This is a genomic window from Pseudomonas sp. LA5 (assembly GCF_028640825.1).
Lineage (GTDB): Bacteria > Pseudomonadota > Gammaproteobacteria > Pseudomonadales > Pseudomonadaceae > Chryseomonas > Chryseomonas aestiva.
In genome coordinates this window covers 156,373-181,352 of the sequence record NZ_JAQYZY010000057.1, presented here as the reverse complement: position 1 = coordinate 181,352, position 24,980 = coordinate 156,373, and the positions used below count along the sequence as shown (strand labels likewise).

Here is a 24,980-nt window from a genome sequence, read left to right as displayed (position 1 = left end):
CAGGATTTCCCAGCATGGCCCTGTCGCCCTTTCACCTCGCCATTCCCGTCTACGATCTGGCCGCCGCCCGGCACTTCTACGGTGATGTCTTCGGCCTCGCCGAAGGTCGCTCCAGTGACCACTGGGTCGACTTCGACTTCTATGGCCATCAGCTGGTGATCCACGAGCACCCCAAGACCGCGTCCCAGGACGAGGCCCATACCAACGCCGTGGACGGGCACAACGTGCCGGTACCGCACTTCGGCATCGTGCTGGGCTGGGACGAGTGGGAAGCCCTGGCCGAGCGTCTGCGCGCCCGGGAAACCCGGTTCGTCATCGAGCCCTATATCCGCTTCCAGGGCCAGGTCGGCGAGCAGGCCACCATGTTTCTCTTCGACCCCTGCGGCAATGCCCTGGAGTTCAAGGCCTTCAAGGACATGAGCCAGCTGTTCGCCAAATAGGGCGACTCGGCAGGTCTGATGTCACGCAACCTAGGCAAAAGACGCGGCAGCGGCCATCCTTGCAGCCTTGCCCGTCGCCCGGTTGCCGTCATGAATGCCCGCCAGCCCTTTCTCGATCCCTATCACCAGACCATCCGCCAGCTGTCCGATCGCATCGTCGCGGCCCAGGCGCCGATCCGCATCCTCGATGCGGTGAAGTGGGACGACGGGGTGCGCCAGGGTTTCCTGGAGGGCAAGGGCAAGCGCCTGCCGGCGGTGGATCGCGCCTTCTACGAGGGACGCCCGCTGGGCTTCGACGGCGATGCGCTCAAGGGCGAATTCCAGAGCATCGAGCGCGAGGTCACCCGCCAGCTCGGCCAGTTCAATCCGGTCGGCCAGATCATGAGGCGGATGTGCCGCGAATACCGCATGGTGATCCGCATGCTGCAGGCGCGCGGCACCCCGGATTTCGGCCTGATCTCCCAGGAGCTCTACGGCGCGGCCTCGGACGCTTTCCATGCCGGCGATCCGACCCTGGCCGACCTGGGCATGATGATGTCCAGCTACCTGGACAACATCGCCCATCGTGGCGCCCTGGAAGACGAACCCAAGACCCTTACCGCCAAGGACGCCGTGCCCATCCTGCAGGCGCGCCTCAATCGGGTGTTCGGTGAGACGGAAGGCACCATCCGGGTGTTCGAATCCGATGGCATCGTCGCCGACGCCGCGGCCGGCGCCGACTACATCAAGGTGCGCGCCGACGCCCTGTTCAACGAACGCGACGTCCGTGCGCTGGAGGTCCACGAGGGCCTGGTGCACGTCGGCACCACCCTCAATGGCCAGAACCAGCCGATCTGCACCTTCCTGGCCAAGGGCCCGCCGTCGTCCACCGTGACCCAGGAAGGCCTGGCGATCCTCATGGAGGTGATTGCCTTCGCCTCCTATCCGACCCGGCTGCGCAAGCTGACCAATCGCACCCGCGCCATCCACCTGGCCGAGGACGGTGCCGATTTCCTCGAAGTGTTCCGCTTCTTCCAGGAGCAGGGCTACGACCTGGAGTCGGGCTACCAGAACGCCAGCCGGGTGTTTCGCGGCTCGACGCCGACGGGGCTGCCCTTCACCAAGGACCTGTCCTATCTCAAGGGCTTCATCCTGATCTACAACTACATCCAGCTGGCGGTGCGCAAGGGCAAGCTGGAGCAGATCCCGCTGCTGTTCTGCGGCAAGACCACCCTGGAAGACATGCGCATCCTGCGCCAGCTGGTGGACGAAGGCGTGGTGGTACCGCCCAAGTACCTGCCGGCGCAATTCCAGGACCTCAACGCCCTGGCGGCCTGGATGTGCTTCTCCAACTTCCTCAATCACCTGAGCCTGGATCGGATCGAGGCGGATTACGCCAATATCCTCTAAGAGTCTGCTCAGGCGCTGACATGAAAAAGCCCTGGCAGGCCGGGGCTTTTTCGTTTCAAGGCGACGCTGGCGTCACTCGCCCTTGAAAGCCGCCGCGATGCTCGGCTCGCTGTCACCCGCGCGCGAATCAGTCGAACGCTCCGGCACGAAGGCCAGGGCGCGATTGAGGGCGCCGCAGGCTTCCAGGCCGCTGGCGCGGGCGATGGCTTCGGCCACGGCGCTGCCGGGAATGGTCTCGTCGCGCAGCAGCTGGTCGGTGATGTCGTCCAGCGCCGGCTTGAGTTCGGTGATCAGCGCCAGGCAGCGGTGATCCAGGCTGTGCAGCAGCTGATCGGCAGAGGCGATGCTGGGCCCGGCGTCGAACTCGATGCCGGCGTCGCGCAGGGCCTGCAGGCTGAGCAGCGAGCCGCTCGGGCCCATGCCCAGGGAGGCGACCATGGACAGCGCCAGCTTGGAGGCTTCCTGCAGATCCTGGGCGGCACCCGAGGAGACCTCGTTGAAGTACAGCTGCTCGGCGCAACGACCGGCCAGCAGCATCTGGATGCGGCCTTCGAGTTCCGACTTCAGGTGCAGGCGCTTGTCTTCGGTGGGGGTGATCAGGGTCACGCCCAGGGCCTGGCCACGGGGCAGCAGGGTGACCTTTTCCACCCGACCGACGTTGAGCACCGCGGCGACCAGGGCGTGACCGGCTTCGTGCACGGCGATGCGGGTGCGCTCGGCCGAACCCAGCGGGGTGACGCCGACCGGTTGCTCGCCGATGCGGCAGGTCTCGATGGCCTCGACGAAGTGCGCCATGGTCACGGCGCTGGCGTTCTCGCGCGCGGCCAGCAGGGCGGCGTGGTTGCTGATGTAGGCGATGGCCGCCGGGGTCAGGCCCACGGTGCCGCGGGAGAGGGCGGCCAGATCCAGTTCGCCTGCGCAGGGCAGCTTGCCGGAATAGAGCTCGAACAGCGCACGGCGGTCTTCCAGACTCGGCAGCGGCACGGCGATGGTGCGGTCGAAGCGACCTTCGCGGCGCAGCGCCGGATCCAGGGAATCAGCGAAGTTGGTGGCGCCCAAGACCAGCACGCCGCTGGTGCCGTCGAAGCCGTCCAGCTCGGTGAGGAACTGGTTGATGATGCGGTTGGCCTCGGCATCGCTGGAGCGCGACTGCTCGGCGCGGCGGCCGATGCCGTCAATCTCGTCGATGAAGATGATGCAGGGCGCCTTCTTGCGCGCGGTGCGGAACAGCGACTTGACCTTCTGGATGCCGACCCCGAAGAACATCGAGGAGAAGTCACTGCCGGTCACCTGGATGAAGTGGGCGTTGCACTCGGTGGCCAGGGCCTTGGCCAGCTGGGTCTTGCCGGTGCCGGGCTCGCCGGTCAGCAGCACGCCCTTGGGCGGACGGGCACCCAGGGCGGCGAAGGCCTTGGGATTGCGCAGGCAGGTGGTGACGTCTTCCAGGGCGCGCTTGGCTTCGGCGGCGCCGACCACGTCCTTGAAGGAGATGCCGGTGCCCTTGCGATGCAGCTTGAAGGGGCTGGCGAATCTCAGGGCCAGGGGGATGGCCAGCAACAGCAGGAGCAGGTAGCCCGGCAGGTTGATCAGCAGGGCGTCGAGCCAGGGATGACGCTGCCCGGATTCGCTCCAGGTGGCCACCGGGAACAGCGGTTCGGCCTGGGTGGCGTAGTCGGCCAGCAGGCGATCGGCGATGCGCCCGCCGTTGTCGGCCACGGCGTAGTGCTCGCCGCGATTGGTGTCTATGTAGAGGGTGTGATCACCGATCACGGCGCCGGTGATGGCCTTGGCGCGCAGATCGCCCAGCAGCACGGAGAGATCACGTGGCTGCTGGGTCCAGTGTTCGGGAGCCTGCTGCACGCTGGCGAGCATGGCGGTGGCGGTAGGCGCCGGCGTGCTGGGCGTGAGCCACAGCCAGCTGGCCAGGCTGAGGACGGTGACGAGGGCCAGGGCGCCGGCGATGAGCAGGCGCGGATATTTGGAAACGACGGACTTCTTCATTCACATACCGTTAGGGTAGGAGCGACATCGGACGCGGACTCCCGGATTATCGGCCTGTGGCGAAAAGGGTGAACCTCAGTTCCCCGGAAAACGATGAGTGGACTCACCATCCGTCGAGTAGCGTCACACTTTCGGTCTTTTTCGCGGTCCGCAAGACCCTGTTGTTTTGCCGCAGATGTCAGGAGTCAACGCTTCCATGCCCAATCCCATCGACTGTCGCGACGGTCTCGCCGCGTTGCCGCCGGTGCTGCTCGAACACCTGCGCCAGGCCGACGAGGTGCTGGTCCTGACCGGTGCCGGCGTGTCGGCGGAAAGCGGCATCGCCACCTTTCGCGAGGCCCTGACCGGGCTCTGGGCGCGCTTCGATCCGGCGCAACTGGCCACGGTCGAAGCCTTCGTCGAGGATCCGGTGCGGGTCTGGAGCTGGTACGAGTGGCGACGTGCCCAGGTGCTGGCGGCCCAGCCCAATCCCGCGCATCGTGCCCTGGCGGACTGGGGCCGGCAGCACGGGCGGTTGCGCCTGGTCACCCAGAATGTCGACGACCTGCACGAGCGCGCGGGCAGTCGCGAGGTGATTCATCTGCACGGCAGCCTGCATGCGCCGCGCTGCTTCGCGTGTGCGCAGCCCTTGGCAGCGCCGGCGTTGCCGGAATCGGCGGAGCAACTCGTGGCGCCGCCGCTCTGTCCCGCCTGTGGCGGTCTGGCCCGGCCTGGGGTGGTCTGGTTCGGCGAGGCTTTACCGGCAGAGGCCCTGGCCAGCGCCTGGGCCCTGGCCGAGCGCTGTGACCTCTGCCTGGTGGTCGGTACCTCGGGGCTGGTGCAGCCGGCGGCCAGTCTGCCCGGGGTAGCGCGCCAGCAGGGCGCCACGGTGGTGCGCATCGATCCGCAGCCGGCGGCGGATTTCAAGGGTGACTGGCAGCTGCTGGGCGCAGCCGGGATGATTCTGCCGGCGCTGCTGGAGCGCCTCTAGCCTTTAGTGCAGCGCCTGGCCACCGGTCCCCAGGGCATCCAGGGTGCGCTTGAGGGCGGTGTAAGCCTGACGCTGCTCGTCGTCTTCGGTCAGCAGGCCGTCGAATAGGGTGGCGACCAGCGCCGGATCCTGGGCGACGAAGCGGTCGATCAGGACGTCGTTGTCCTGGCGCCCGGCGGTGATCAGCAGCACGGCGAGCTGGGCGACATAGCGCGCCGCCAGCGGATAGGCCTTGAGAAAGACCTTGAAGGGCGCATCGGCCAGTCCCGGCGCGAAACCCTTGGCCAGGCCCTGCTGGGCCGCGGCGATGGCCTGGCGGACGGCGTCCTGCCAGTTGCCGGCGGTCACCGCGCCCGCCGGCAGGGCGCGGCGCATCTGGCCGAGCAGGCTGTTGAGGAAGATGCGGCGGTTGGTCTGGTAATCGTCGTCGGTATCGAGCAATTCGCGGCGAATGCGGACCAGGACGCGATCGTCCTCGGCGTCGGCGGTCACCGCCTGCTTGAAGGCCAGGGTCAGTTCGCGGTCCAGCAGGCCGGGCTTGCGACCTTCCAGCTCGGCCTGCAGCAACGGACCGCTGGAGTCGGCGAAGAAGAAGCGCTCGGCGTGGGGCGCCAGGCGTTCGCGCAGGCGCGGCCAGAGCTCCGCCGCGAACAGTTGCTCGGCCGTGCTGCCGGAAACGATGACGCGGTGCTGCGGCGCCTCGGCCAGATAGTCGAACAGCGCGGGGGTATCGAGCGCGGTGCGATCGACGATGAGGTAACGGTGCTTCACGGCAACTCCTGAATGCGACGGCCGCACCTGTCGGGGTGCGGCGGGATGGCCGTTAGTCTATAGGAAGGCGGGAACGCTTGGCCCGGGCTTTGGCCTAATCAACCAGGGTGCAGCCCGCGACACCCTTCCTTTCGCGGCCGGAGGACACCAAGATGCGCAAGACCCCGCTGATCCTTGCCCTGAGCGCTGCCCTGGCCCTGGTGGCCGGTCCCAGCCTGGCCGCCAGCAGCAACAACGACGCCGGGGTGACCGGCAACGGCATCGGCGCCCCGGGCAGCTCCAACACCAGCAACAGAGACAGCGCGGACGATACCTCCAGCGCCACGCCGTCCACCCAGAAGAAGGCCGACAAGACGCCTGCCACCAAGGGCCAGGGCAGCCAGCAGAAGCGCGTGCTCAACGATTGATGGTCAAACAAAAGGCGCCTCTCGGGGCGCCTTTTTTCGATCGCAGCCTGTGACGGCGGAAAAGCCTCAGCAGGCGCGGGTGTAGCGGACCTGCCAGTCGAGTCGCTCATGGGTGGCCCGCTCGATACGGGCGCGACTGTCGCAGATGAAGGCTTCCAGCAGGGAGTTGTCCAGCAGATCGACCCGCGCGATGCGGCGTTGCAGGAGCGCCGTACCGTTGGGCGCATAGACCTCGACGTTGAAGGTCGCCTGATCCTGGGCGGTCATGGCGCACAGCATCGGTTGAAAAGCGCCCTTGATAATGGTGTTCGCATCCGTGAACTTCAGCGGCTCGGCCATCGCAATCACTCCTGTCAGCTATAACGCTTCGACCGATTCTTGGGCGACCCGTTCGACTTTTGCCATGACCGGCTGGCAGATTTGTGATGCAGGCGGTGGCGCTGCCCGTGCAGGGGACGGCCGGTCAGTTGATCAGGGTACCGAAGGCCTTGTCCGCCTCTATCACCTCGGGCAGTTCGCGCAGCAGAAGCTCCAGATCCACGCCTTCCAGCAGCGGATTGGCCAGCGCCGCCTTGGCCTGGTCGTTGATGCCGCCGTGCCGCCGCAGGACAAAGGAAATCAGGCGCGCCTGGGCAACCATGCGCGCCGGAGCGGAATCCTCGGGCGCATCCTGGGGATGCAGCTGGTAGGCGATGGCATGCTGGATCACCACCGGCAGCTGCCAGCGGCGGGCCAGCTCGGCGCCCACCTCCGGATAGCCGAAGCCGATGGCCTGGTCGGCCGGCACCGGGGCGCGCTGCTCGGCGTCGATGCGCACGGCGATGTCGGGTGCCGCGGTCCTGATCAGCAACTCGCCGATGCTGTGCAGCATGCCGCAGGTGAAGGCGGTCTCGGGATCGGCACCGGCCTGGCGGGCGAGGACGCGGCAGATGCTGGCCACATCGAAGCTGTGCTGCCAGAAGTCCCGCGGATCGAAGCTGGGGTTGTGGCGGAAGGCCGCGGTCACCGCCGAGGCCAGCACCAGGGTGCGCAGGGCGTCGAAGCCCAGGCGGATGGCGGCGCCTTCGATGCTGGTGGACGGTCGCACGCCGCGAAAACGCACCGAGTTGGCCAGGCGCAGGACCTTGGCCGAGAGCACCGGATCCAGCGCCAGGTTGCGGGCGACGTCTTCGATGCTGCTGTTGGGATCGTCGAACTGCTGGATCAGCTCCTGAGCCACCTTGGGAATGCTGGGAAGGGTATGCAGGTGATCGAACAGAGCATCGATTTCCATGATGGCGCCTGGTTTGTTCTATACCGAAGGTGGGAACTGATAAGTCGCTGAAAGCATGAACGACGGCCCGGGCGCTGCCAAGCCTAGCCGAGAATCCGCAGCGATGAGCTTAGCGGGCCGGGCGCTGCGGGTTGCAGGATGAGCTGACCGGTGGCGTCATTTCGCCGCCGTCCGTTGGCTCGATCCGTGCGCGGCCGTGGTCCTATGCGTTCCAGTGATGGGCGAAGCGATAACCAGACGTCTATTGTCTTGCTTGAGTCCGCTTTCCGCCGACGACGGGCCACGAATGGGATAGCATCCAGTGATATCAGTTGGCCACTAAATTTGGCGTTCGAGTTGTGCAATGACTTATCAGACTCACATTCGCCAGATGCTGCAGTTGCCCAATGTGCTGGCGCAGAGCACCGGCATCCTGGGCTGGTTGATCAGTGTGCTGATCAACCCCTTCCTGACCGCCGGGGTACCGGCCTGGGGCTGGCTGGCCTTTGCCGGCATGATCGGCTCCTGCCTGGCCATGACCACCGCCCGCCGTTTCGCCGTCTGGCGCCTGTTCGCCCTGGTATTCGTGCTGTTCGAGGCCCTGGCCTTTCGCTTCCAGATCCTCGGCATGGGCGAGGCTGGCCATGCCTGGATGATTCCCATGGCCATCGTCATCATCCTCGGCTCGACCATTCTGTTTTCCCATGTACTCGACTACGGCATCGCCGCCGCGGCGGTCTGGTTGCTGCTGTTCTATGGCGAACTGGACACCATCACCGCGGCGGCCCTGCCGCTGTTCGTGGTCATGCTGGGGGCCAGCCTGGCACTGGGGCTGCTGCTCAATGCCACCTTCGTCCGCATCGTCGCCAGCACCCTGGAACTCAAGGAAAGCTATCGGCTGCAGGCGGAAACCGATGCCCTCACCGGGATCAGCAACCGCCGCGCACTGATGCTGGACATGGAGCAGGTCTGCCGAGAGGGATCGCCGTCCTGGTATTTCGTCATGCTCGACATCGACGACTTCAAGCGGATCAACGACAGATTCGGCCACGACGTGGGGGACCAGGTGCTCAAGGAGATGGCCGTTACCCTGGGCAGGCACTTCCCGGGTGGACGCTTCGGGCGCCTGGGCGGCGAGGAATTCGGCGTGCTGTTGCAGGCCGAGGATGAGCGCCAGCTGGCGCAGCGACTGCAGGCGCTGCTGGACGATATCCGCAGCAGCACCTGTACCGGCAGCTGTTTTTCCTTCAGCGCCGGGGTGGCGCGCCTCGCCCCGGGCTATCAGCCCTCGGAGCTGCTCAAGCAGGCCGATGGCGAGCTCTATCAGGCCAAGCGCGCCGGCAAGGACCGGGTGCACTACCGCGGCGGCATGATCTGCGGCTAGGCCCGTCCGCACGGCGCCCGGGCCACGCCTAGAGCCCCTGATCTTCCAGCGGCGGATGGGTGCGATTGCGGCCCAGGTGCTTGGCGCGGTAGAGCGCGGCATCGGCGCTGGCCAGCAGGTCGGCGGGCTGGGGCGGCGGGGTCTGGCCGGGCGGCTGGACGGCGATGCCGAGACTGACGGTGATGCGGCCGAAGGGACTGGTGGCATGGGCCACCTCCAGTACCTGCAGGCGTTCCTGGACCGTGGCGGCCACCCGCTGGGCGCCGCTTTCGTCGCAGTTGGGCAGCAGCAGGACCATCTCCTCACCGCCGTAGCGCGCCGCCAGGTCGCCCGGGCGGCGCGCCGCCGAGGCCACCACGCCGGCCACTGCCTGCAGACAGCGATCGCCCGCGGGGTGGCCGTAGTGGTCGTTGTAGGCCTTGAAGTGATCGATGTCGATCATCAGCAGGCTGAGCGACTGGGCGTTGCGTTGCGCCCGGGCCAGCTCCACTGGCAGCAGGTTGTCGAACTGCCGACGATTGCCCAGCCCGGTCAGGCTGTCCTTTAGCGTCAGCAGGTGCAACTCGTCATGGGCCTGGCGCAGGGCCACGGCGCTGCGTTCGCCGGCGCGGATCTCGCGCAGCAGGCTGAAGCCGAAAACCAGCATGCCGACGATGATGAGGCCCACCACCGTCACCGATCTCAGCATGTCCTGGCGCCAGCTGGCGAGGATGTCGCTCCGGGAGATACCGGCCAGCGCCACCAGCGGATAGCCTTCCAGATGCTGGAAGGCATAGAGGCGTTCACGGCCGTCGAGCATGGCGCGCACTAGGGCGGTACCGCTGGGGGCCTGGGTCACGTACTGGCGAAACAGCGTGCTGCTGGCCAGCGGGGTGCCGACGTGCTCGGGTACATAGGGCCGGCGGACCATCAGGGTGCCATCGTCCTGCGCCAGGGTGATGGCGCCGCGGGCGTCCAGTTTGAAGCGCTCGTAGTAGTCGACGAAGTACTGCAGGCGGATGGTGGCCAGCAGGACACCGGCGAAGCGACCGTCGCGGTCTTCCAGCCGGCGTGATACCGGGATGATCAACTCGTGGGTGCTGCGACTCTCGATCACCGTGCCGACGTGCAGTACGTCGGCGGCGTGCTGGCGGTGAAACTGGAAATACTCGCGATCGGCATTGTTGGCCCGGGGCGGCTCGCTGCTCTTGTCGGTCACCCGCCATTCGCCATCGCGACCGTAGATGAACAGCCCGTGCAGTTGCGGCAGGAGGGCGGCCTGGCGCGCCAGCAGGCGATGCACCCGGGGGCGGTCCAGGTGATCGAGGGGTTGATCCTCCAGGCGGTCGCGGATGCTGACCAGCAGCGAATCCGCTTCCTTGATGGCGTCGTCGGCATGCTGCGCCGCCGCCAGGGCGATGTTGCCGACGTCGCTGCGCGCGCTGGCGAAGGCGTTCTGGTAGTTGCGCCATACCTGCCAGGACTCCAGTGCCAGGATCACCGCGACGGCACAGACCAGCAGCCACAGTGCCCGGCGCTGGGTGGCCGGGTTGCGCGGCGGGAGGGGGGTATCGTCGGCGTCGACCATGGCGGGAAAGCTTCCTCGTCCTCGGTGTGCATGAGACCGCGCGCCGGGCGATTCAGGCCACTACACGGGGATAAAAGTCAGACAAGTCTACAGTTTCGTCGGAATCTTGCAGAGCGTACGAATCCTCGCGCCACAGCCGTGGTCACTAGCGATATAGCTGTCCTTGGGATGGCGCCCAGCCAACTGCCCGACCGGGAGGTCAAAGATGTCGCAGATCGCCGAACAGATCGTCGAAGACGCCATGCAGCGCATCGAGGAGAACGAGCCGCAGCATGCCGCCGATCCCGTGCGCAACTTTTCCCTGACCCTGACCGATCCTGCGGAGATCCGGGTCGGCGCGGAAATCTACTTTCTCTTCGAACAGCGCCTCAAGGGGTTCTATCCGGATGCCCGGGTAGTAGTGCGCGGTCATGCCGCCGAGGGCTACAACATCACTGCTCAGGTCGAGCGTCGCCGCTCGGCCTGATGGCCGGGCCCTCGGCTCGTGCTAGCTGGGGGCCAGCTTGACCAGTTGCCGGGCCAGCAACGGCCCGGTCAGCACCACCCCGATCAGGCGCAGCGCCTGCATGGCCAGCACCAGGCCGACATCGGCATGGGCATCCACCGCGATGATGGCCATGGAATCCAGTCCGCCCGGACTGGTCGCCAGGTAGGCGGTAAGAAAGTCCACGTGCATCAGCTTCGCCATCAGCAGGGCCGAGAAGGCACAGAGCGCGATCAGCAGCAGTGAGGCGAAGATCATCTTGGGCAGGGCGCGCCACACATAGGCGACCGTGGCCCGGTCGAATCTCAGGCCGACATAGCAGCCCATGGCGCCATAGGCCGCCGCGAGCAGCAGATGGGGCAGGGTGATGTCCAGCCAGCCGTTGAGTTGCAGCAGGGTGCCCAGGGCGATCGGCAGCAGCAGGGCACCGGCAGGAAACAGCCGGCCGCCCAGCCAGCTGCCGGCGAGGGCCACCGCCAGGGTCAGCGCCAGGTTGAAGGCGAAGTGGCCGTCCAGGCTGACCACCGTCGCCTGGTGCCCGGTGCCGCTGCCTTCGGCGCCCAGCAACCGGCCGACCAGGGCACTGATCAGCACCACGCAGACCACCCGGACATATTGCATGGTGGCGACGATGCGGGGATCGGCGCCGTATTCCTCAGCCATGGCCACCATGGCGGCCGCGGCGCCAGGCGTGGTGCCCCAGGCAGCGGTACTGCCGGGCAGACCACCGAAGCGCACCAGCAGGGCGCCGGTGAGCAGGCTGAGCAGCACGGTCAGGGCGGTGGCCAGCAGCATCACCGGCCAGTGTTCGGCGACCGTGAGCAGCACCGCAGCGGTCATGGCATGGGCGATCAGGCAGCCCACCACGCCCTGGCCGGTCTGGAACAGCCGCCGTGGCAGGCGAATGGTGGCGCCGCAGACGCCAAAGCCGATGGCCACCAGCATGGGGCCGAGAAAGAGCGCCGCGGGTACTTGCAGCCAGCTGAGTCCGCCGCCGACCAGGGCGGAGCAGAGGATCAGGGCCAGCCATTGCAGCAGTGGAGGATAGGGCGAGGGGGCAGGCGGGGTGGGCAAGGCGGTCTCCGGACGGCGGGGGACCGGCGCAGCGTACCGACCCCGGGGCCGACACGGGGTCGACCCTGGAGACGATTATACGACCTTTGTCGCTTTCAATGGCCTTTCAGTCACTGAAAAAACCGTTGGCTAGCGCACCAGGTGCAGGAACTGCAGATGGCGTTCGTACTGGTCGAGCATGTCGTTGAGGATCTGCTCGCGGTTGTAGCCCACCAGGTCATAGTCCTGGCTGCCTTCGGTGAGGTGCACCTCGGCGCGGTAGTAGCGCCGATTCTTCAGGTGCAGGCCGCCGATGCCGGCGCGGGCAAAGGAGGGCGTGAAGTAGCCCTGCATGATCACCTGGTAGATGAAGGGGTGCTCTTCGCCATGGCCGATGATGAGTTGCAGGTTGGCGTTGGTGGCGTCGAATTGGGTCTCCACCACCAACCCTTTCTCCCGCGAGACCTCGACCATCTCTTCCATGGCTGGCCGCACGGTACTGTCCATGAAGCGATAGACCTCGTCCCGCGAAGGGAAGTACACCGCCTGGGACAGCCGCTGGCGCCAGCCGCCATGGCGGGCCTTGCCATTGGTCGCCACCGGCGCCAGCGAGTGCAGCCGCGCCCGCTGGCGCTGGGATTCCAGGTGCAGCGCCTTGTGCAGGCCCCACATCATCAGCAGCACCACCACCGAGAAGGGGAGCGAGGTCAGCACCACCGCTGATTTCAGCGCATCCATGCTGCCGGCGAACAGCAGGCCGCCCGTGACCAGGGCCACGGCCGCGCCCCAGAACACCCGCAACCACTTGGGACCGTCTTCATCGGCCTCGCCGCCGGTGGACGACAGGGTCGAGAGCACCACGGTGCCGGAATCGGCCGAGGTGACGAAGAAGACGAAGCTCACCAGCACGGCGACGCTGATCACCACGCGGCTGGCCGGATAGGTTTCCAGCACCTGATAGAAGACCATGGCCGGATCGGTGAGAGCGGTCTGCGCCAGGCCGGTCATGCCCTGGCCGAGGACCAGCTCTAGGGCGCTGTTGCCGAAGATCGACAGCCAGGCCAGGGTGAAGCCCAGCGGGATGAACAGCACGCCGAAGACGAATTCGCGGATGGTGCGACCGCGCGAGATGCGCGCGATGAACAGCCCGACGAAGGGCGCCCAGGCGATCCACCAGGCCCAGTAGAACACCGTCCAGCCACCCAGCCAGTCGGACGGCTCGTCATAGGCATAGAGATCGAAGCTCTTGCCCGGCAAGGCCGAGAGATAGTCGCCGATGTTCTGGATTAGGGTGTTGAGCAGGTGCTGGGTCGGACCGGCGAACAGCACGAACAGCAGCAGGGCGACGGCCAGCACCATGTTGATGTCGGACATGATGCGCACGCCCTTGTCGACGCCGGACACGGCCACGGCGATGGCCGCGCCCATCATCAGTACGATGAGGATCAGTTGCACCCAGTGGCTGTGGCTGATGCCGAACAGGTAGTCGAGGCCGGCATTGAGGTGCAGCACCCCGAAGCCCAGGTCGGCGCCGAGGCCGAAGATGGTGGCGATGATGCCGAAGGCGTCCACGGCGTGGCCGATGGGCCCGTTGATGCGCTTGCCGATCAGCGGATAGAGCGCCGAACGCAGTGCCAGCGGCAGGTTGTGGCGATAGGCGAAGTAGGCCAGGGCCATGGCCACCAGGGCGAACACGCCCCAGCCGTGCAGGCCCCAGTGCAGGAAGAGAATCTGCATGGCCTGGCGCGCGGCTGCCGGATTGCCGCCTTCACCGGCCGGGGGCTGGGCGAAGTGGGTCAGGGGTTCGGATACGCAAAAGAAGAACAGGGTGATGCTGATGCCCGCGGCGAACAGCATGCCGGCCCAGGACAGATAGCTGAACTCGGGTTGGTCGTGGTCGGCACCGAGCTTGATCTTGCCGTAGCCGGACAGCGCGGTGACCACCACGAACACCAGATAGAGCGACATGGCTAGCAGGTAGTACCAGCCGACCGTATTGGCGGCCCAGGTCTGGGCCTGCAGCAGCCAGGCGCCGGCCTGCTCGGGACGGCCGATGACCACCAGGGAAAACAGCAGGATCACTGCGGCCGCACAATAGAAGGCGGGAGGATTCAGCTTTACGGTGCCGGATGAGGGCGTTGCACTCATGAGGACTCCTTGCAGACTGCCAAAGGGAGAATGCTTTTTTAATTGATCGTTCGATTAAAAAAGAATACCACAGGAGGTCCCCGAGGTGAACGCTTCGAGTCAGCGAGGCGTTGAAAGTTGCCGCTTAGAGGGCTTGCTTATGCCGGTGGTCGACTTTGGTCGAGCCAGGGCCGAATGGTCAGAACCGTGACCTCTTGGCAAAGTCTGTTGGGTATGACTCAGGTATCTTCTCCCTTCGGCTCCTATCGTCCACTACTGCTTCTGGTAGAGGACGAACCCTTGCTGCGGGAATTGGCCACCGAGGCCCTGGAGTCGCTGGTGGACCTCCAGGTGGTGGCCATGTCGACCGCCGATGCGGCGCTGAGCTATCTGGAACAGAACGGTGCCCGCATCGACGTGCTCTTCACCGACGTGCGCATGCCGGGACGCCTGGATGGTGAGGCCCTGGCCCAACTGGTCGCTCAGCGCTGGCCGCACATCCCGGTGATTCTTACCTCCGGCGATCGCCTGACCGTCCCCCGCGGCGCCGGCCGCACCCGCTTCATGCCCAAGCCCTGGCATATCGACGACATGGCCAATTGCGTCAACGAGGTGCTGGGGCAGAGTCGGGTGGCGTGAGGAGGCGGTTGAAAAGTCGGGACCTATGGCCGACTATTCGAGGGCTGATCCAGCTTGAGTCATGCCATGCGACCTTCCTTAGCCCTAGACCTCAAACGCGCAGTAATACGAGACGCTGCAGCGCGTTTTCGCGTGGCCAATCCGCGGGTATTTGGCTCTGTCCTGGACGGTACCGATCAGGACGGCAGCGATCTCGATCTGCTGGTAGACGCATTGCCGGGGGCGACACTGTTTGATCTGGGAGGCCTGCAGGATGAGCTGGAGGAGTTGCTGGGCGTTCCTGTGGATCTGGTGACCCCTGCCGATCTGCCCGGATCTTTTCGCACTCAGGTCCTGCTGGCAGCACGACCGATATGAATCGCACAGCGGACTATCTGGTTCATATGCAACAGGCGGCCGGCGAAGCCGTAGGCTTTATCGAGGGCCTCACTCGGGAAGACTTCCTCGAGGACCGCCGGACACAGCAAGCGGTGGTCATGAGCCTGATCATCATTGGCGAAGCGGCGACCAAGATCATGATCGCGGACGAGGCTTTCACCCAAATGCATCCGCACCTTCCATGGCGCAGCATGAGGGGTATGCGCAACCGTATCGCCCATGGCTATTTCCACATCGATCTCGATGTCGTCTGGGAAACCGTCGTTACCGCTCTACCGGAGCTTCTGGAGCAACTGCGTTTGTTACCGGGAAAGTAGCCTGGTAGCTCGCTGTGCCCTCACCCCAACCCTCTCCCAGGGGGAGAGGGGGCTGTCCGAGCGGGTTTCCTGCTTTATCAGCTCCAGCGAGCAAGATCGCGATCCGCTATCGGGCGGGCACCCGCAGGGGCGGCCGCATCGAGGACAGCCATGGCTGCATCGGCTCGCCCTACGGCTGCCATTGCGGATCCTTGCCGCTCAGCTTGCGATCGAGGAAGAAGGCGGTGCTGATCAGGGCCAGGTGCGACAGGGCCTGGGGCAGGTTGCCGAGGGGATAGCCGCGCTTGTCCAGTTCCTCGGCGTACAGGCCCAGCGGATTGGCGTAGCCCAACAGCTTTTCGAACTCCAGGTGGGCTTCGTCGACACGACCGGCGCGGGCCAGGCATTCGACGTACCAGAAGGAGCAGGCGACAAAGGCGCCTTCTTCACCCTTGAGGTTGTCCGCCGGGGTGTCGACCGGGTTGTAGCGGCGGATCATGCCGTCGTAGGCCAGGTTGGTCTTGATGGCGTCGAGGGTGGACAGCCACATGGGGTCGGTGGCGCTGACGAAGCGTACCAGGGGCATCAGCAGCAGGGCGGCGTCCAGACTCTTGCCGTGGCGGGTCGAGGTGAAATGACCCAGTTCGGCGTTCCAGAAGTTGTCCCAGATGTCTTCCTGGATGGCGGCGCGCGCGGCGTACCAGCGTTCATAGGGCATCGGCAGCGAGCGCTTGACCGACAGCCGCATGGCGCGGTCGATGGCTACCCAGCACATCAGCCGTGAATGCAGGAAGTGCTCGGGATCGCCGCGCATCTCCCAGATACCGGCATCGGGCTGGTTCCAGTGTTCGCAGACGTGATCGATCATCCGCACCACGTCCTTCCAGCCATGGTGGGAGATGGCTTCGCCATACTTGTTGGACAGGTAGATGGCGTCCATCAGCTCGCCGTAGATGTCCAGCTGGACCTGCTTGTAGGCCTCGTTGCCGATGCGCACCGGACTCGAGTTTGCATAGCCCGCCAGGTGGTCGAGGGTTTCCTCGGGCAGGTCCAGCCCGCCGTCCAGGCGATACATGATCTGCAGCTTTTCCGGGGCGTTGTGGCTGTTTTCCACGCACTGGCCCACCCAGTGGGTGAAATCCTTGGCTTCCTGGGTGTAGCCCAGGCGCATGAAGGCGTAGACGGTAAAGGAGGCGTCGCGGATCCAGGAGGCGCGATAGTCCCAGTTGCGCTCGCCACCCAGTGCCTCGGGCAGGCTGAAGGTGGCGGCCGCGGCGATGGAGCCGTGCTTGCAGGAGGTCAGCAGCTTCAGCGCCAGGGCCGAGCGGGTGACCATCTCGCGCCAGCGCCCCTGGTAATGGCTCTTGGCGGCCCAGGAAGTCCAGTAGGAGAGGGTGTCCTCGAAGCAGAGATCGCTCTGGCCGGCGACGACCTTGTCGTCTTCCTTGCAGCCAAAGACGAAATCCAGTTGCTCACCCTGTTCCAGTTCGAACTCGGCCGATGCGGCATTGCCGTCGACCCGCAGGGTGACGCTTGACGCCAGGCGCAGGGTCGGCTGGCCAGCGGCCTCGAATAGGGCGCCGCCGTCCACCAGGCGTGCGCGGGTCTCGGCGCGGGCATAGTCGTGGGCCGGCGCGCAGACCAGGCGGAAGCGGCAGCGGCCGGCCACCACCTGTACGCGGCGGACGATACGCGGCTTGGTATCTTCGCTGCTGCACACCGGCATCAGGTCGGTGATCTCGGCGACCCCTTCCGCCGACAGCCAGCGGGTCTGCAGGATGTTGGTATCCGGCAGGTAGAGCTGTTGCTCGCGGGCGTCTTCCCAGACCGGCGCCAGGCTGAAATAGCCGGCCTTTTCCGAGTCGAGCAGGGCGGCGAACACCGAGGGGCTGTCCAGATTCGGCCAGCAGAAGTGGTCGATGGTGCCGTCGGTGGCGACCAGGGCGCAGGTACGCAGGTCGCCGATGACACCGTGGGCGCCGATACTGCGACGACCCTGTACGGAGGTGGAATCAGCCATTGTCTTCGAATCCCGGATAGAGGCACATGCCGCCGTCGACGAACAGGGTGGTGCCGACGATGTAGTCGGCCAGGTCGCTGGCGAGAAAGACCGCCGCGTTGCCCACGTCGTCGACATGGCCGACGCGCTTGTAGGGGATCAGCCTGAGCAGTTCGCGGGCCTTGGCCTCGTCGCCGGTCACCTCTTCATTGATGGCGGTGGCGATGGCGCCCGGGGCGATGCTGTTGACGCGGATGCCCTCGGCGGCGACTTCCTGGGCCAGGCTGCGCATCAGCAGATTGACCCCGCCCTTGGAGGCGGCGTAGTTGACGTGTCCAGCCCAGGGAATGACCTCGTGCACCGAGCTCATGTGGATGATCTTGCCGAGGGCGCGGGAAATCTTCTCGTCGCGGCCCTGCCTGCGGAACTGGCGGATCGCCGCCTGGGCGCAGAGAAACTGGCCGGTGAGGTTGGTGTTGATCACCGTGTTCCAGTCCTTGAGGGACATGTCGGCCACCGCCGCGTCCTTTTGCAGACCGGAGTTGGCGACCAGGATGTCCAGGCGGCCGAAGGCTTCCAGGGTGCGCTCGAACAGGGCCTTGACCGCGTCCTCGTCGCCGACGTCACCGCCCACGGCGATGGCACGGCCTCCGGCGTCCTGGATGCGCCTGGCCAGGTCTTCGGCAGGTTCGGCATGGGAATGGTAGTTGATGGCGACGGCGGCACCGGCCTTGCCCAGGGCTTCGGCAACGGCGGCGCCGATCCCGGAGCTGCCGCCGGTGACCAGGGCGACCTGGCCGTTGAGGGAAAGCTGCATGTCCAGACTCCTGCGCGGAAAAGGTGTCTGACTGCTGACCGTTGCGCTCGCGTCTAGGTTCAGCCCGCGAGCGTTGCCGGATGTTCAGGCACGGGTGGTGCGGAACAGACTCATGCGGCGTTCCAGGTCTTCGGCCAGCTCCGCCAGCTGACGACTGGCCCCGGCGATCTGCTGCGACCCACTGGCGGTTTCCAGGGTGGCCGCGTGGATGCGATTGATGTTTTCGTTGACCTCTTCGGCCACGGCGGTCTGTTGCGCCGCGGCGGTGGCGATCTGCGTATTCATGGCGTTCACCGAGCCGACGTCCGCCTGGATGGCTGCCAGGGCCGCGACGGCGCGCTGGGTCAGCTCGGCGGTCTCGTGGGCCTGGCCGCGACTCTCTTCCATCTGCGCCGCGGCGCGTCCGGCGCCCTCCTGCAGGGTGGCGATCATGCCGCGGATCTCGCGGGTCGATTCCTGGGTACGGGTCGCCAGGTTGCGGACCTCATCGGCCACCACGGCGAAACCGCGGCCCTGCTCTCCGGCGCGGGCGGCCTCGATGGCGGCATTCAGCGCCAGCAGGTTGGTCTGCTCGGCGATGCCGTTGATGACGGCGACGATGTTCTCGATGCTGGCGCTGTCGCTGGAGACCTGCTGCACGGTGACGCTGGCCTGCTCCAGGGCCTGCACCAGCTGACCGATGGCCTGGCCGGAGCTGGCGACCAGCCGGTTGCCGGTGTCCACCTGGGCACTGGCGTTGCCGGTGGCCTGGGCGGCCTGGGCCGCGTAGCCGGCGACCTCGCCGATGGTGGCGGCCAGCTCGGTGACGGCGGCGGCCATGTGCTGGGCCTGGTTGGACTGCACATCGGTGTGGCGCTGGTTGGTCTGGGCGGTGTCCTGCAACTGGGCGGCAGCGGCGGCGACCGAACTGGCGGTATGGCGGACCTGGACGATGGTCTCGCCCAGGTGCGCGGTGGCGCTGCCCAGGGTGCCCATCACGCTGTCCGGATGACGGGTGGCGGGGCGCTCGTCCAGGCGGCCCTCGGCCAGCCGGCGGATGGCGGCGGCCACGACATGGGGTTCGCCGCCCAGGGTCGCGCCCATCTGGCGGATGATCAGGATGGAGACGGTCACGCTCAGCAGCAGGGCGAGGGCGCAGGTCACCAGCATCAGCCAGCGGAAGCCACCGGCGATGCCGCGGACCTCGGCCAGATGGCCGCTGGCGATGGCTTCCTCATGATCGATGAGCGCATTGATGCGCTTGAGCCACTCGACATAGGCCGGCGAAACGCGCTCCAGCAGGAACATCCGGGCGCCTTCCAGATCACCGGCCTGGCGCAGTTGCAGCAGGCGATCGGTCAGCGGCAGGGCGGTACCTTCTATGTCCTTGATGGCCGCCAGCAGGCGCTGTTCCTCGGCGCTGGCGCCCTGGCTGGCATACAGCTGATCCATGGGCTCGGCGGACTGGCGATAGAAGGCCTTGAGGCGATCGATGTCGGCCAGGCGGCTGGCCAGGGGCGCGGCGTCGTGGATCAGTACCGTATCGCGAATGGCGATGGCGCGGTCGTGTACGCTGCCGCGGAAGTTGATGGCGTAACGCTGCTTGACGCTGGCGCCCTGGCTGACGGCGGTCAGGGTGTCATCGATGACGCCGACCCGCTGGACGCCGACGAGGGTGATCAGCAGCATCAGTACCAGGATCAGGCCGAAGCCCAGGCCCAGGCGGGCGGCCATGGAAAGAGGGGTGCGCATGGGGACCTCAGGAATCTATTGGAATGTGATATGGATCACATTTTTTGGTAAAGGTTTGCGCGATAACTCTTTTCCGGGGCGAGCGGTCATGGCCTCGGGATGAGTGGCCGTGCCAGCGCGACTGGCCAGGATTCAACCGTCGTCGCGTGGCTCCGTCAGCCGGTCGCGCCTGGCCAGGCCCGGGAACAGCCTCATCCAGACCCCGGTGATCACCAGGGTGCCGACGCCGCCCAGCACCACCGCCGGCACGGTGCCGAAGAAGTGCGCAGTGACCCCCGATTCGAATTCGCCGAGCTGGTTGGAGGCGCCGATGAACAGCCCGTTGACCGCACTGACCCGGCCGCGCATTGCATCCGGGGTTTCCAGCTGCACGAAGGAGCTGCGGATCACCACGCTGACCATGTCGGCGGCGCCCAGCACCACCAGGGTGGCCAGCGAGAACCACAGCGAGGTGGATAGCCCGAAGGCGATGGTGGCGACGCCGAACAGCGCCACCGAACCGAACATGATGCGGCCCACGTGACGATTGAGGCTGACGTAGGCGAGCAGAAAGGACATGCCCAGGGCGCCCACCGCGGGTGCCGAGCGCAGCAGGCCAAGGCCCCAGGGCCCGGTGAGCAGGATGTCGGCGGCGAACACCGGGAGCAGGGCGGTGGCGCCGCCCAGCAGCACGGCGAACAGATCCAGGGAGATGGCGCCGAGTACGTCCGGGCGACTCCTGATGAAGCGGATGCCGGCCAGCAGGTTGTTCAGGGTCGGCTTTTCCTTCTGGCTGGGCGTCTGCCGCGCCGGCAGGCTGGAGACCAGCAGGATGGCGATGCCATAGAGCACCAGCGCCGGGCCATAGACCCAGGCGGCGCCCAGGGCATAGAGCAGCCCGCCCAGCGCCGGGGCGATGATGGTGGCGCCCTGCATGGCCGAGGCCGCCGCGGCGATGGCGCGGGGAAAGATCGCCGGTGGCACGATGTTGGGCAGCAGCGCCTGGGTGGTGGGCTGCTCGAAGGCGCGGGCGGTGCCCAGGCAGAACGCCAGGATGAAGATCAGTTCGCGGGTCACCGCGTGATTGAGGCTGCCCACCAGCAGCACCAGGGCGATCAGCCCCTGGCCGGTCTGGCAGAGGGCAGCGACCCGGCGGCGGTCGTAGCGATCGGCGACATGTCCGGTGTGCAGCATGAACAGCACCCGCGGCAGGAATTCCACCAGCCCCACCAGGCCGAGGTCGAGCACGTTGCCGGTGAGGGAATAGAGGTGCCAGCCGATGGCGACGGTGAGCATCTGGAAACTGCCGGCGGTACAGATGCGGGCGAACCAGAAGGCGACGAAGGGACGGTGGTGACGCAGCTGCAGGGTATCGCCGGACATGACTGGGGCTCGCGAGGGCAGAGGCGGCATCTTAAGCCACCCCGAGGCTGATCGTCATACAACTGCGGGGTGCGACAGCCTGCCCGATGCGACATCGAACCACGTAAGCAAATGTATCGAGGAGGACTATCCTAAAGCCTGACGTTGATCCACGTCAGCTTCCGACCTGGTCCTTTGGGCTAGCGGCGGCGGCGCCTTTTTAGCGTCCCGCTCGAACCCCAGGCGACGCCGGAGGTTCGAACCTCGGTCAGCGTCAACTCGACCGGCTGCTCTCGACGGCCGGCGTGCCTGAGAGGAATAGCTATGTTCGGCCTCGAAGCCCTGGATCTCGCCCGGATCCAGTTCGCCTTCACCGTGTCCTTCCACATCGTCTTTCCGGCGCTGTCCATCGGTACCGCGAGCTTTCTTGCCGTGCTCGAAGGGCTGTGGCTGAAGACCGACAACCACGTCTACAAGGATCTGTATCATTTCTGGCTGAAGATCTTCGCGATCTTCTTCGGCATGGGCGTGGTGTCCGGTCTGGTGATGGCCTACGAGTTCGGCACCAACTGGAGCGGCTTCGCCGACTATGCCGGCGCCGTGACCGGCCCGCTGCTGACCTACGAGGTGCTCACTGCCTTCTTCATCGAGGCCGGCTTCCTCGGCGTCATGCTGTTCGGCTGGAATCGCGTGGGCCGCGGCCTGCACTTCTTCTCGACGGTGATGGTGGCGATCGGCACCCTGATGTCGACCTTCTGGATCCTGGCCTCCAACAGCTGGATGCACACCCCGAGCGGCTACGAGATCGTCGATGGGCGCATCGTCCCGGTGGATTGGCTGGCGGTGATCTTCAACCCGTCGTTCCCCTTCCGCTGGGCGCACATGACCATCGCCGCCTACCTGTCGGTGGCCTTCCTGGTCGGCGCCTCGGCGGCCTGGCACCTGCTGCGCGGCAACGACAACCCGGCGGTGCGCAAGATGTTTTCCATGGCCATGTGGATGGCCCTGCTGGTAGCCCCCATCCAGGCCTTCGTCGGCGACGCCCACGGCCTCAACACCCTGGAGCACCAGCCGGCCAAGATCGCCGCGATGGAAGGCCACTGGGAGAACCCCCCAGGCGAGGCGACCCCGCTGATCCTGTTCGGCTGGCCGGACATGGAGCGCGAGGAAACCCGCTTCAAGCTGGAGATCCCGGTGCTCGGCAGCCTGATCCTCAAGCACAGCCTCACCGAGCCGATCCCGGCGCTCAAGGACTTCCCCAAGGAAGACCGGCCGCCGGCCTATGTGGTGTTCTGGTCGTTCCGCATCATGGTCGCCCTCGGCATGCTGATGATCGCCGCCGGCCTGTGGAGTGCCTGGCTGCGCTGGCGCGGCAAACTGTTCGAGACCCGCGGCTTCCTGCGCCTGGTCACCTGCATGGGGCCGGTCGGCCTCATCGCCCTGCTGGCCGGCTGGTTCACCACCGAGGTGGGCCGCCAGCCGTGGATCGTCTACGGCCTCCTGCGCACCAAGGACGGGGTGTCCAACCACAGCGTCACCCAGCTGAGCATCACCCTGGTGGCCTTCGTGGTGGTCTACTTCGCCGTGTTCGGCATCGGCACCCTCTATGCGCTGCGCATGATCGGCAAGGGTCCGCACACCGGTGAAGGCGACCTGCCCACCTCCGGCGGCCCGGGCACCGATCGTCATCCCAAGCGTCCGCTGTCCGGCGCCGATGGCGGCCTGGAAGAAGACAATCCCAATGACCAGCTGACCGGAGACCGCACATGAACGGCATCCCTGGCATCGACCTCCCGCTGATCTGGGCGATCATCATCATCTTCGGCCTCATGATGTACGTGGTCATGGACGGCTTCGACCTGGGCATCGGCATCCTCTTCCCCTTCGTCAAGGGCAAGGAAGATCGCGACGTCATGATGAACACCGTGGCGCCCATCTGGGACGGCAACGAGACCTGGCTGGTGCTCGGCGGGGCGGGGCTCTATGGCGCCTTCCCGCTGGCCTACGCGGTGATCCTGCCGGCGCTTTACCTGCCGCTGATCTTCATGCTGATCGGCCTGATCTTCCGCGGCGTGGCCTTCGAATTCCGCTTCAAGGTCCAGGAAGGCAAGGAAGCCCTGTGGGACAAGTCCTTCATCTTCGGCTCGCTGCTGGCCAGCTTCTGCCAGGGCGTGGCCCTGGGCGCCTTCATCGAAGGCTTCCCGGTGGAGAATCGGCAGTATGTCGGCGGTCCGCTGGACTGGCTGACGCCCTTCTCGATGTTCTGCGGCCTGGGCGTCATCGCCGCCTATGCGCTGCTGGGCAGCACCTGGCTGATCATGAAGACCGAGGGCCCGCTGCAGGCCACCATGCGTCGCCTGACCAAGCCGCTGCTGTTCCTGCTGCTGGCCTTTACCGCGGTGGTGAGCATCTGGACCCCGCTGAGCCAGGCGGCCATCTCCGCCCGCTGGTTCAGCATGCCCAATCTGGTCTGGTTCCTGCCGGTGCCGATCCTGGTGGGCGTGGTGACCCTGGCCCTGCTGCGCGCCATCCTGCGCGAGGACTCGCACCACGCGCCCTTCCTGCTGACCCTGGCGCTGATCTTCCTCGGCTACAGCGGTCTGGGCATCAGCCTCTGGCCGAACATCATCCCGCCGGGCGTTTCCATCTGGGAGGCCTCGTCGCCGCCGCAGAGCCAGCTGTTCCTGCTCATCGGCACCCTGTTCATCATTCCGATCACCCTGATGTACACCTTCTGGGGCTACTACGTGTTCCGCGGCAAGGTCCGCGCGGGGGAGGGCTACCACTGATGGTCGGCCGCTCGCGCGAACCCAATCCCGCCGATAACAAGCCGCTCTGGCAGCGGCTCGCCTGGATGGCCGCCATCTGGGCCTGCAGCCTGGTAGCACTCGGCGTGGTGGCCTGGGTGCTGAGATTGGTGCTGACGGCGGCGGGGCTCAAGTCGCACTGACCCTTCCGTGTGTTGGTAGATGAGGCTGCGCCGTCATCCACCCTACGCAGGGCACGATCCTGTGCTGGAAAGCTACCCTTTACGCCAGACGCCCCCTCTCCCGCTTGCGGGGGAGGGTTGGGGTGGGTCAACCTGCCGAGCTGATTTGCGGTGTGCTCGGTAGGCTTTTGTTCCGCCCTCGCCGGGCGGGTTACTTTTTTCAGTCGCAAAAAAAGTAACCAAAAACGCTCGCCCTGGTCATCCGGCCCTACGCTGCGCTCCGGGTCCCCTCGCTCCGCCGCTCTTCCGCCGGGCCGCCGTCGAAGGGCCGTCCTGGCCCTCGACGCCTTTCGCGGCATCCCTGCCGCTCACCCGCCTCCAGAGTGGCTGCGTTCGGCCTACTGAACAGGGCGCTTGGGTGCCGGCTGAAAGTGTCTTTTTAAAAGGCTGATCAGTTCTTCTCTTCTCTTCTCTTCTCTTCTCTTCTCTTCTCTTCCCTTCTCTTCACATGTTTCTTGGCGGCACTGATTCAGTAGATCAGCAGGTTTGGAACGCAGGTCTGCTCTATGACGCCCAACTCTCAGCCGGCACCCCAGTGCCCCGTTTGGCCGGTCGAACGGCAGTGTCGCGGAAGTGGGTGAGCGGCATGGATGCCGCGAAAGAGGCCGAGGGCCAGGACGGCCCTTCGGCCACGGCCCGCTGGAGCGGCGCTGACGTGAGGGCATCCTGCGCAAGGCGCAGGACCGGCCAGTCGGGGTGAGCGTTTTTGGTTACTTTTTTGGCAATTGAAAAAAGTGACCCGCCCGGCGGGGCGGAACAAGGATCGTCAGCAGATTCCTAAAATCAGCTTGGCGGCCTGAGCAAAAGCACTACCCCCACCCCAACCCTCCCCCGCAAGCGGGAGAGGGGGCAGTCCGGCGTGAACGGGTCAAACGCCGCGCATCAGCCGCGGAGCTGATTAAAACTGCAACGCAGCCCACTCCCCAAACCTACAACTTTTCCCAG

23 protein-coding genes are annotated in these 24,980 nt (G+C 66.1%); 12 read left to right on the top strand and 11 right to left on the bottom strand.

All coding sequences use genetic code 11. From position 1 onward, the window contains the following. Positions 1 to 14 precede the first annotated feature (14 nt). Together PVZ72_RS21900 and PVZ72_RS21895 are read left to right on the top strand one after the other, a co-directional pair. A complete protein-coding gene (locus tag PVZ72_RS21900; protein WP_133862875.1) occupies positions 15 to 440 on the top strand; it encodes a VOC family protein in 426 nt (141 codons plus the stop codon). Between the two features lie 90 nt (positions 441 to 530). Continuing rightward, a complete protein-coding gene (locus tag PVZ72_RS21895) occupies positions 531 to 1,829 on the top strand; it encodes a flavohemoglobin expression-modulating QEGLA motif protein (RefSeq protein ID WP_007162583.1) in 1,299 nt (432 codons plus the stop codon). A 72-nt stretch (positions 1,830 to 1,901) separates the two neighbouring features. Here PVZ72_RS21895 and PVZ72_RS21890 read toward each other — a convergent pair whose 3' ends face one another. Beyond that, on the bottom strand, positions 1,902 to 3,830 hold the full coding sequence (locus PVZ72_RS21890) for an AAA family ATPase (RefSeq protein ID WP_273862999.1): 1,929 nt from the start codon (positions 3,828 to 3,830) through the stop codon (positions 1,902 to 1,904). 196 nt (positions 3,831 to 4,026) lie between these two features. On the opposite strand from PVZ72_RS21890, the gene PVZ72_RS21885 reads away from it, so the two are divergent. Then, complete coding sequence (locus tag PVZ72_RS21885; RefSeq protein ID WP_273862998.1) at positions 4,027 to 4,800, top strand: SIR2 family NAD-dependent protein deacylase; 774 nt, start codon at positions 4,027 to 4,029, stop codon at positions 4,798 to 4,800. Between the two features lie 3 nt (positions 4,801 to 4,803). Here PVZ72_RS21885 and PVZ72_RS21880 read toward each other — a convergent pair whose 3' ends face one another. Then, positions 4,804 to 5,571 (bottom strand): hypothetical protein, encoded by a 768-nt coding sequence (locus tag PVZ72_RS21880; protein WP_187978520.1) that lies wholly within the window; start codon positions 5,569 to 5,571, stop codon positions 4,804 to 4,806. A gap of 152 nt (positions 5,572 to 5,723) precedes the next feature. On the opposite strand from PVZ72_RS21880, the gene PVZ72_RS21875 reads away from it, so the two are divergent. Beyond that, on the top strand, positions 5,724 to 5,978 hold the full coding sequence (locus PVZ72_RS21875) for a hypothetical protein (RefSeq protein WP_133862880.1): 255 nt from the start codon (positions 5,724 to 5,726) through the stop codon (positions 5,976 to 5,978). Between the two features lie 66 nt (positions 5,979 to 6,044). Here PVZ72_RS21875 and PVZ72_RS21870 read toward each other — a convergent pair whose 3' ends face one another. Together PVZ72_RS21870 and PVZ72_RS21865 are read right to left on the bottom strand one after the other, a co-directional pair. After that, a complete protein-coding gene (locus PVZ72_RS21870; protein WP_133862881.1) occupies positions 6,045 to 6,317 on the bottom strand; it encodes a hypothetical protein in 273 nt (90 codons plus the stop codon). Positions 6,318 to 6,441: 124 nt separating this feature from the next. Further along, positions 6,442 to 7,254 (bottom strand): HDOD domain-containing protein, encoded by an 813-nt coding sequence (locus tag PVZ72_RS21865; protein ID WP_252977296.1) that lies wholly within the window; start codon positions 7,252 to 7,254, stop codon positions 6,442 to 6,444. A gap of 340 nt (positions 7,255 to 7,594) precedes the next feature. Here PVZ72_RS21865 and PVZ72_RS21860 point away from each other — a divergent pair, with 340 nt between their 5' ends. Next, positions 7,595 to 8,614 (top strand): GGDEF domain-containing protein, encoded by a 1,020-nt coding sequence (locus tag PVZ72_RS21860; RefSeq protein WP_273862997.1) that lies wholly within the window; start codon positions 7,595 to 7,597, stop codon positions 8,612 to 8,614. A gap of 28 nt (positions 8,615 to 8,642) precedes the next feature. On the opposite strand, the gene PVZ72_RS21855 is transcribed toward PVZ72_RS21860, so the two are convergent. Next, positions 8,643 to 10,181: a GGDEF domain-containing protein gene (locus PVZ72_RS21855; RefSeq protein WP_187978523.1), complete on the bottom strand. Its 1,539-nt coding sequence runs from the start codon at positions 10,179 to 10,181 to the stop codon at positions 8,643 to 8,645. 205 nt (positions 10,182 to 10,386) lie between these two features. Here PVZ72_RS21855 and PVZ72_RS21850 point away from each other — a divergent pair, with 205 nt between their 5' ends. Further along, positions 10,387 to 10,647: a hypothetical protein gene (locus tag PVZ72_RS21850; protein WP_133862885.1), complete on the top strand. Its 261-nt coding sequence runs from the start codon at positions 10,387 to 10,389 to the stop codon at positions 10,645 to 10,647. 21 nt (positions 10,648 to 10,668) lie between these two features. On the opposite strand, the gene PVZ72_RS21845 is transcribed toward PVZ72_RS21850, so the two are convergent. Then, positions 10,669 to 11,739, bottom strand: a complete 1,071-nt coding sequence (locus PVZ72_RS21845; protein ID WP_187978524.1) for an AbrB family transcriptional regulator — start codon at positions 11,737 to 11,739, stop codon at positions 10,669 to 10,671. Between the two features lie 129 nt (positions 11,740 to 11,868). After that, positions 11,869 to 13,833 (bottom strand): choline BCCT transporter BetT, encoded by a 1,965-nt coding sequence (gene betT, locus PVZ72_RS21840; protein ID WP_187981318.1) that lies wholly within the window; start codon positions 13,831 to 13,833, stop codon positions 11,869 to 11,871. A gap of 246 nt (positions 13,834 to 14,079) precedes the next feature. On the opposite strand from betT, the gene PVZ72_RS21835 reads away from it, so the two are divergent. From PVZ72_RS21835 to PVZ72_RS21825, 3 genes are all read left to right on the top strand, one after another. Beyond that, positions 14,080 to 14,484, top strand: a complete 405-nt coding sequence (locus PVZ72_RS21835; protein WP_273862996.1) for a response regulator — start codon at positions 14,080 to 14,082, stop codon at positions 14,482 to 14,484. Between the two features lie 66 nt (positions 14,485 to 14,550). Next, positions 14,551 to 14,841, top strand: a complete 291-nt coding sequence (locus tag PVZ72_RS21830) for a nucleotidyltransferase family protein (protein ID WP_133862887.1) — start codon at positions 14,551 to 14,553, stop codon at positions 14,839 to 14,841. After that, a complete protein-coding gene (locus PVZ72_RS21825) occupies positions 14,838 to 15,179 on the top strand; it encodes a HepT-like ribonuclease domain-containing protein (RefSeq protein ID WP_187978525.1) in 342 nt (113 codons plus the stop codon). Before PVZ72_RS21830 ends, PVZ72_RS21825 begins: the two co-directional genes overlap by 4 nt. A gap of 169 nt (positions 15,180 to 15,348) precedes the next feature. On the opposite strand, the gene PVZ72_RS21820 is transcribed toward PVZ72_RS21825, so the two are convergent. From PVZ72_RS21820 to PVZ72_RS21805, 4 genes are all read right to left on the bottom strand, one after another. Beyond that, positions 15,349 to 17,178 carry a glycoside hydrolase family 15 protein gene (locus PVZ72_RS21820; RefSeq protein ID WP_187978526.1) on the bottom strand — a complete coding sequence of 610 codons (1,830 nt, stop codon included), beginning with the start codon at positions 17,176 to 17,178 and terminating at the stop codon, positions 15,349 to 15,351. After that, positions 17,171 to 17,974: an SDR family oxidoreductase gene (locus PVZ72_RS21815; RefSeq protein ID WP_273862995.1), complete on the bottom strand. Its 804-nt coding sequence runs from the start codon at positions 17,972 to 17,974 to the stop codon at positions 17,171 to 17,173. The genes PVZ72_RS21820 and PVZ72_RS21815 overlap by 8 nt, the downstream gene beginning before the upstream one ends. Positions 17,975 to 18,058: 84 nt before the next feature. Beyond that, positions 18,059 to 19,705 carry a methyl-accepting chemotaxis protein gene (locus PVZ72_RS21810; protein ID WP_273862994.1) on the bottom strand — a complete coding sequence of 549 codons (1,647 nt, stop codon included), beginning with the start codon at positions 19,703 to 19,705 and terminating at the stop codon, positions 18,059 to 18,061. Positions 19,706 to 19,837: 132 nt separating this feature from the next. After that, positions 19,838 to 21,067: an MFS transporter gene (locus PVZ72_RS21805; protein ID WP_273862993.1), complete on the bottom strand. Its 1,230-nt coding sequence runs from the start codon at positions 21,065 to 21,067 to the stop codon at positions 19,838 to 19,840. A 303-nt stretch (positions 21,068 to 21,370) separates the two neighbouring features. On the opposite strand from PVZ72_RS21805, the gene PVZ72_RS21800 reads away from it, so the two are divergent. Genes PVZ72_RS21800 through PVZ72_RS21790 form a run of 3 tightly spaced genes read left to right on the top strand, consistent with a single transcriptional unit; the run spans position 21,371 to position 23,996 of the window. Further along, positions 21,371 to 22,816 carry a cytochrome ubiquinol oxidase subunit I gene (locus PVZ72_RS21800; protein WP_133862892.1) on the top strand — a complete coding sequence of 482 codons (1,446 nt, stop codon included), beginning with the start codon at positions 21,371 to 21,373 and terminating at the stop codon, positions 22,814 to 22,816. Then, positions 22,813 to 23,835, top strand: coding sequence for a cytochrome d ubiquinol oxidase subunit II (cydB, locus tag PVZ72_RS21795; protein ID WP_133862893.1), 1,023 nt, complete (start codon positions 22,813 to 22,815; stop codon positions 23,833 to 23,835). Before PVZ72_RS21800 ends, cydB begins: the two co-directional genes overlap by 4 nt. Beyond that, entirely contained in the window at positions 23,835 to 23,996 is a 162-nt protein-coding gene (locus PVZ72_RS21790; RefSeq protein ID WP_160923579.1) for a DUF2474 domain-containing protein, read from the top strand. Before cydB ends, PVZ72_RS21790 begins: the two co-directional genes overlap by 1 nt. Positions 23,997 to 24,980: the final 984 nt, after the last annotated feature.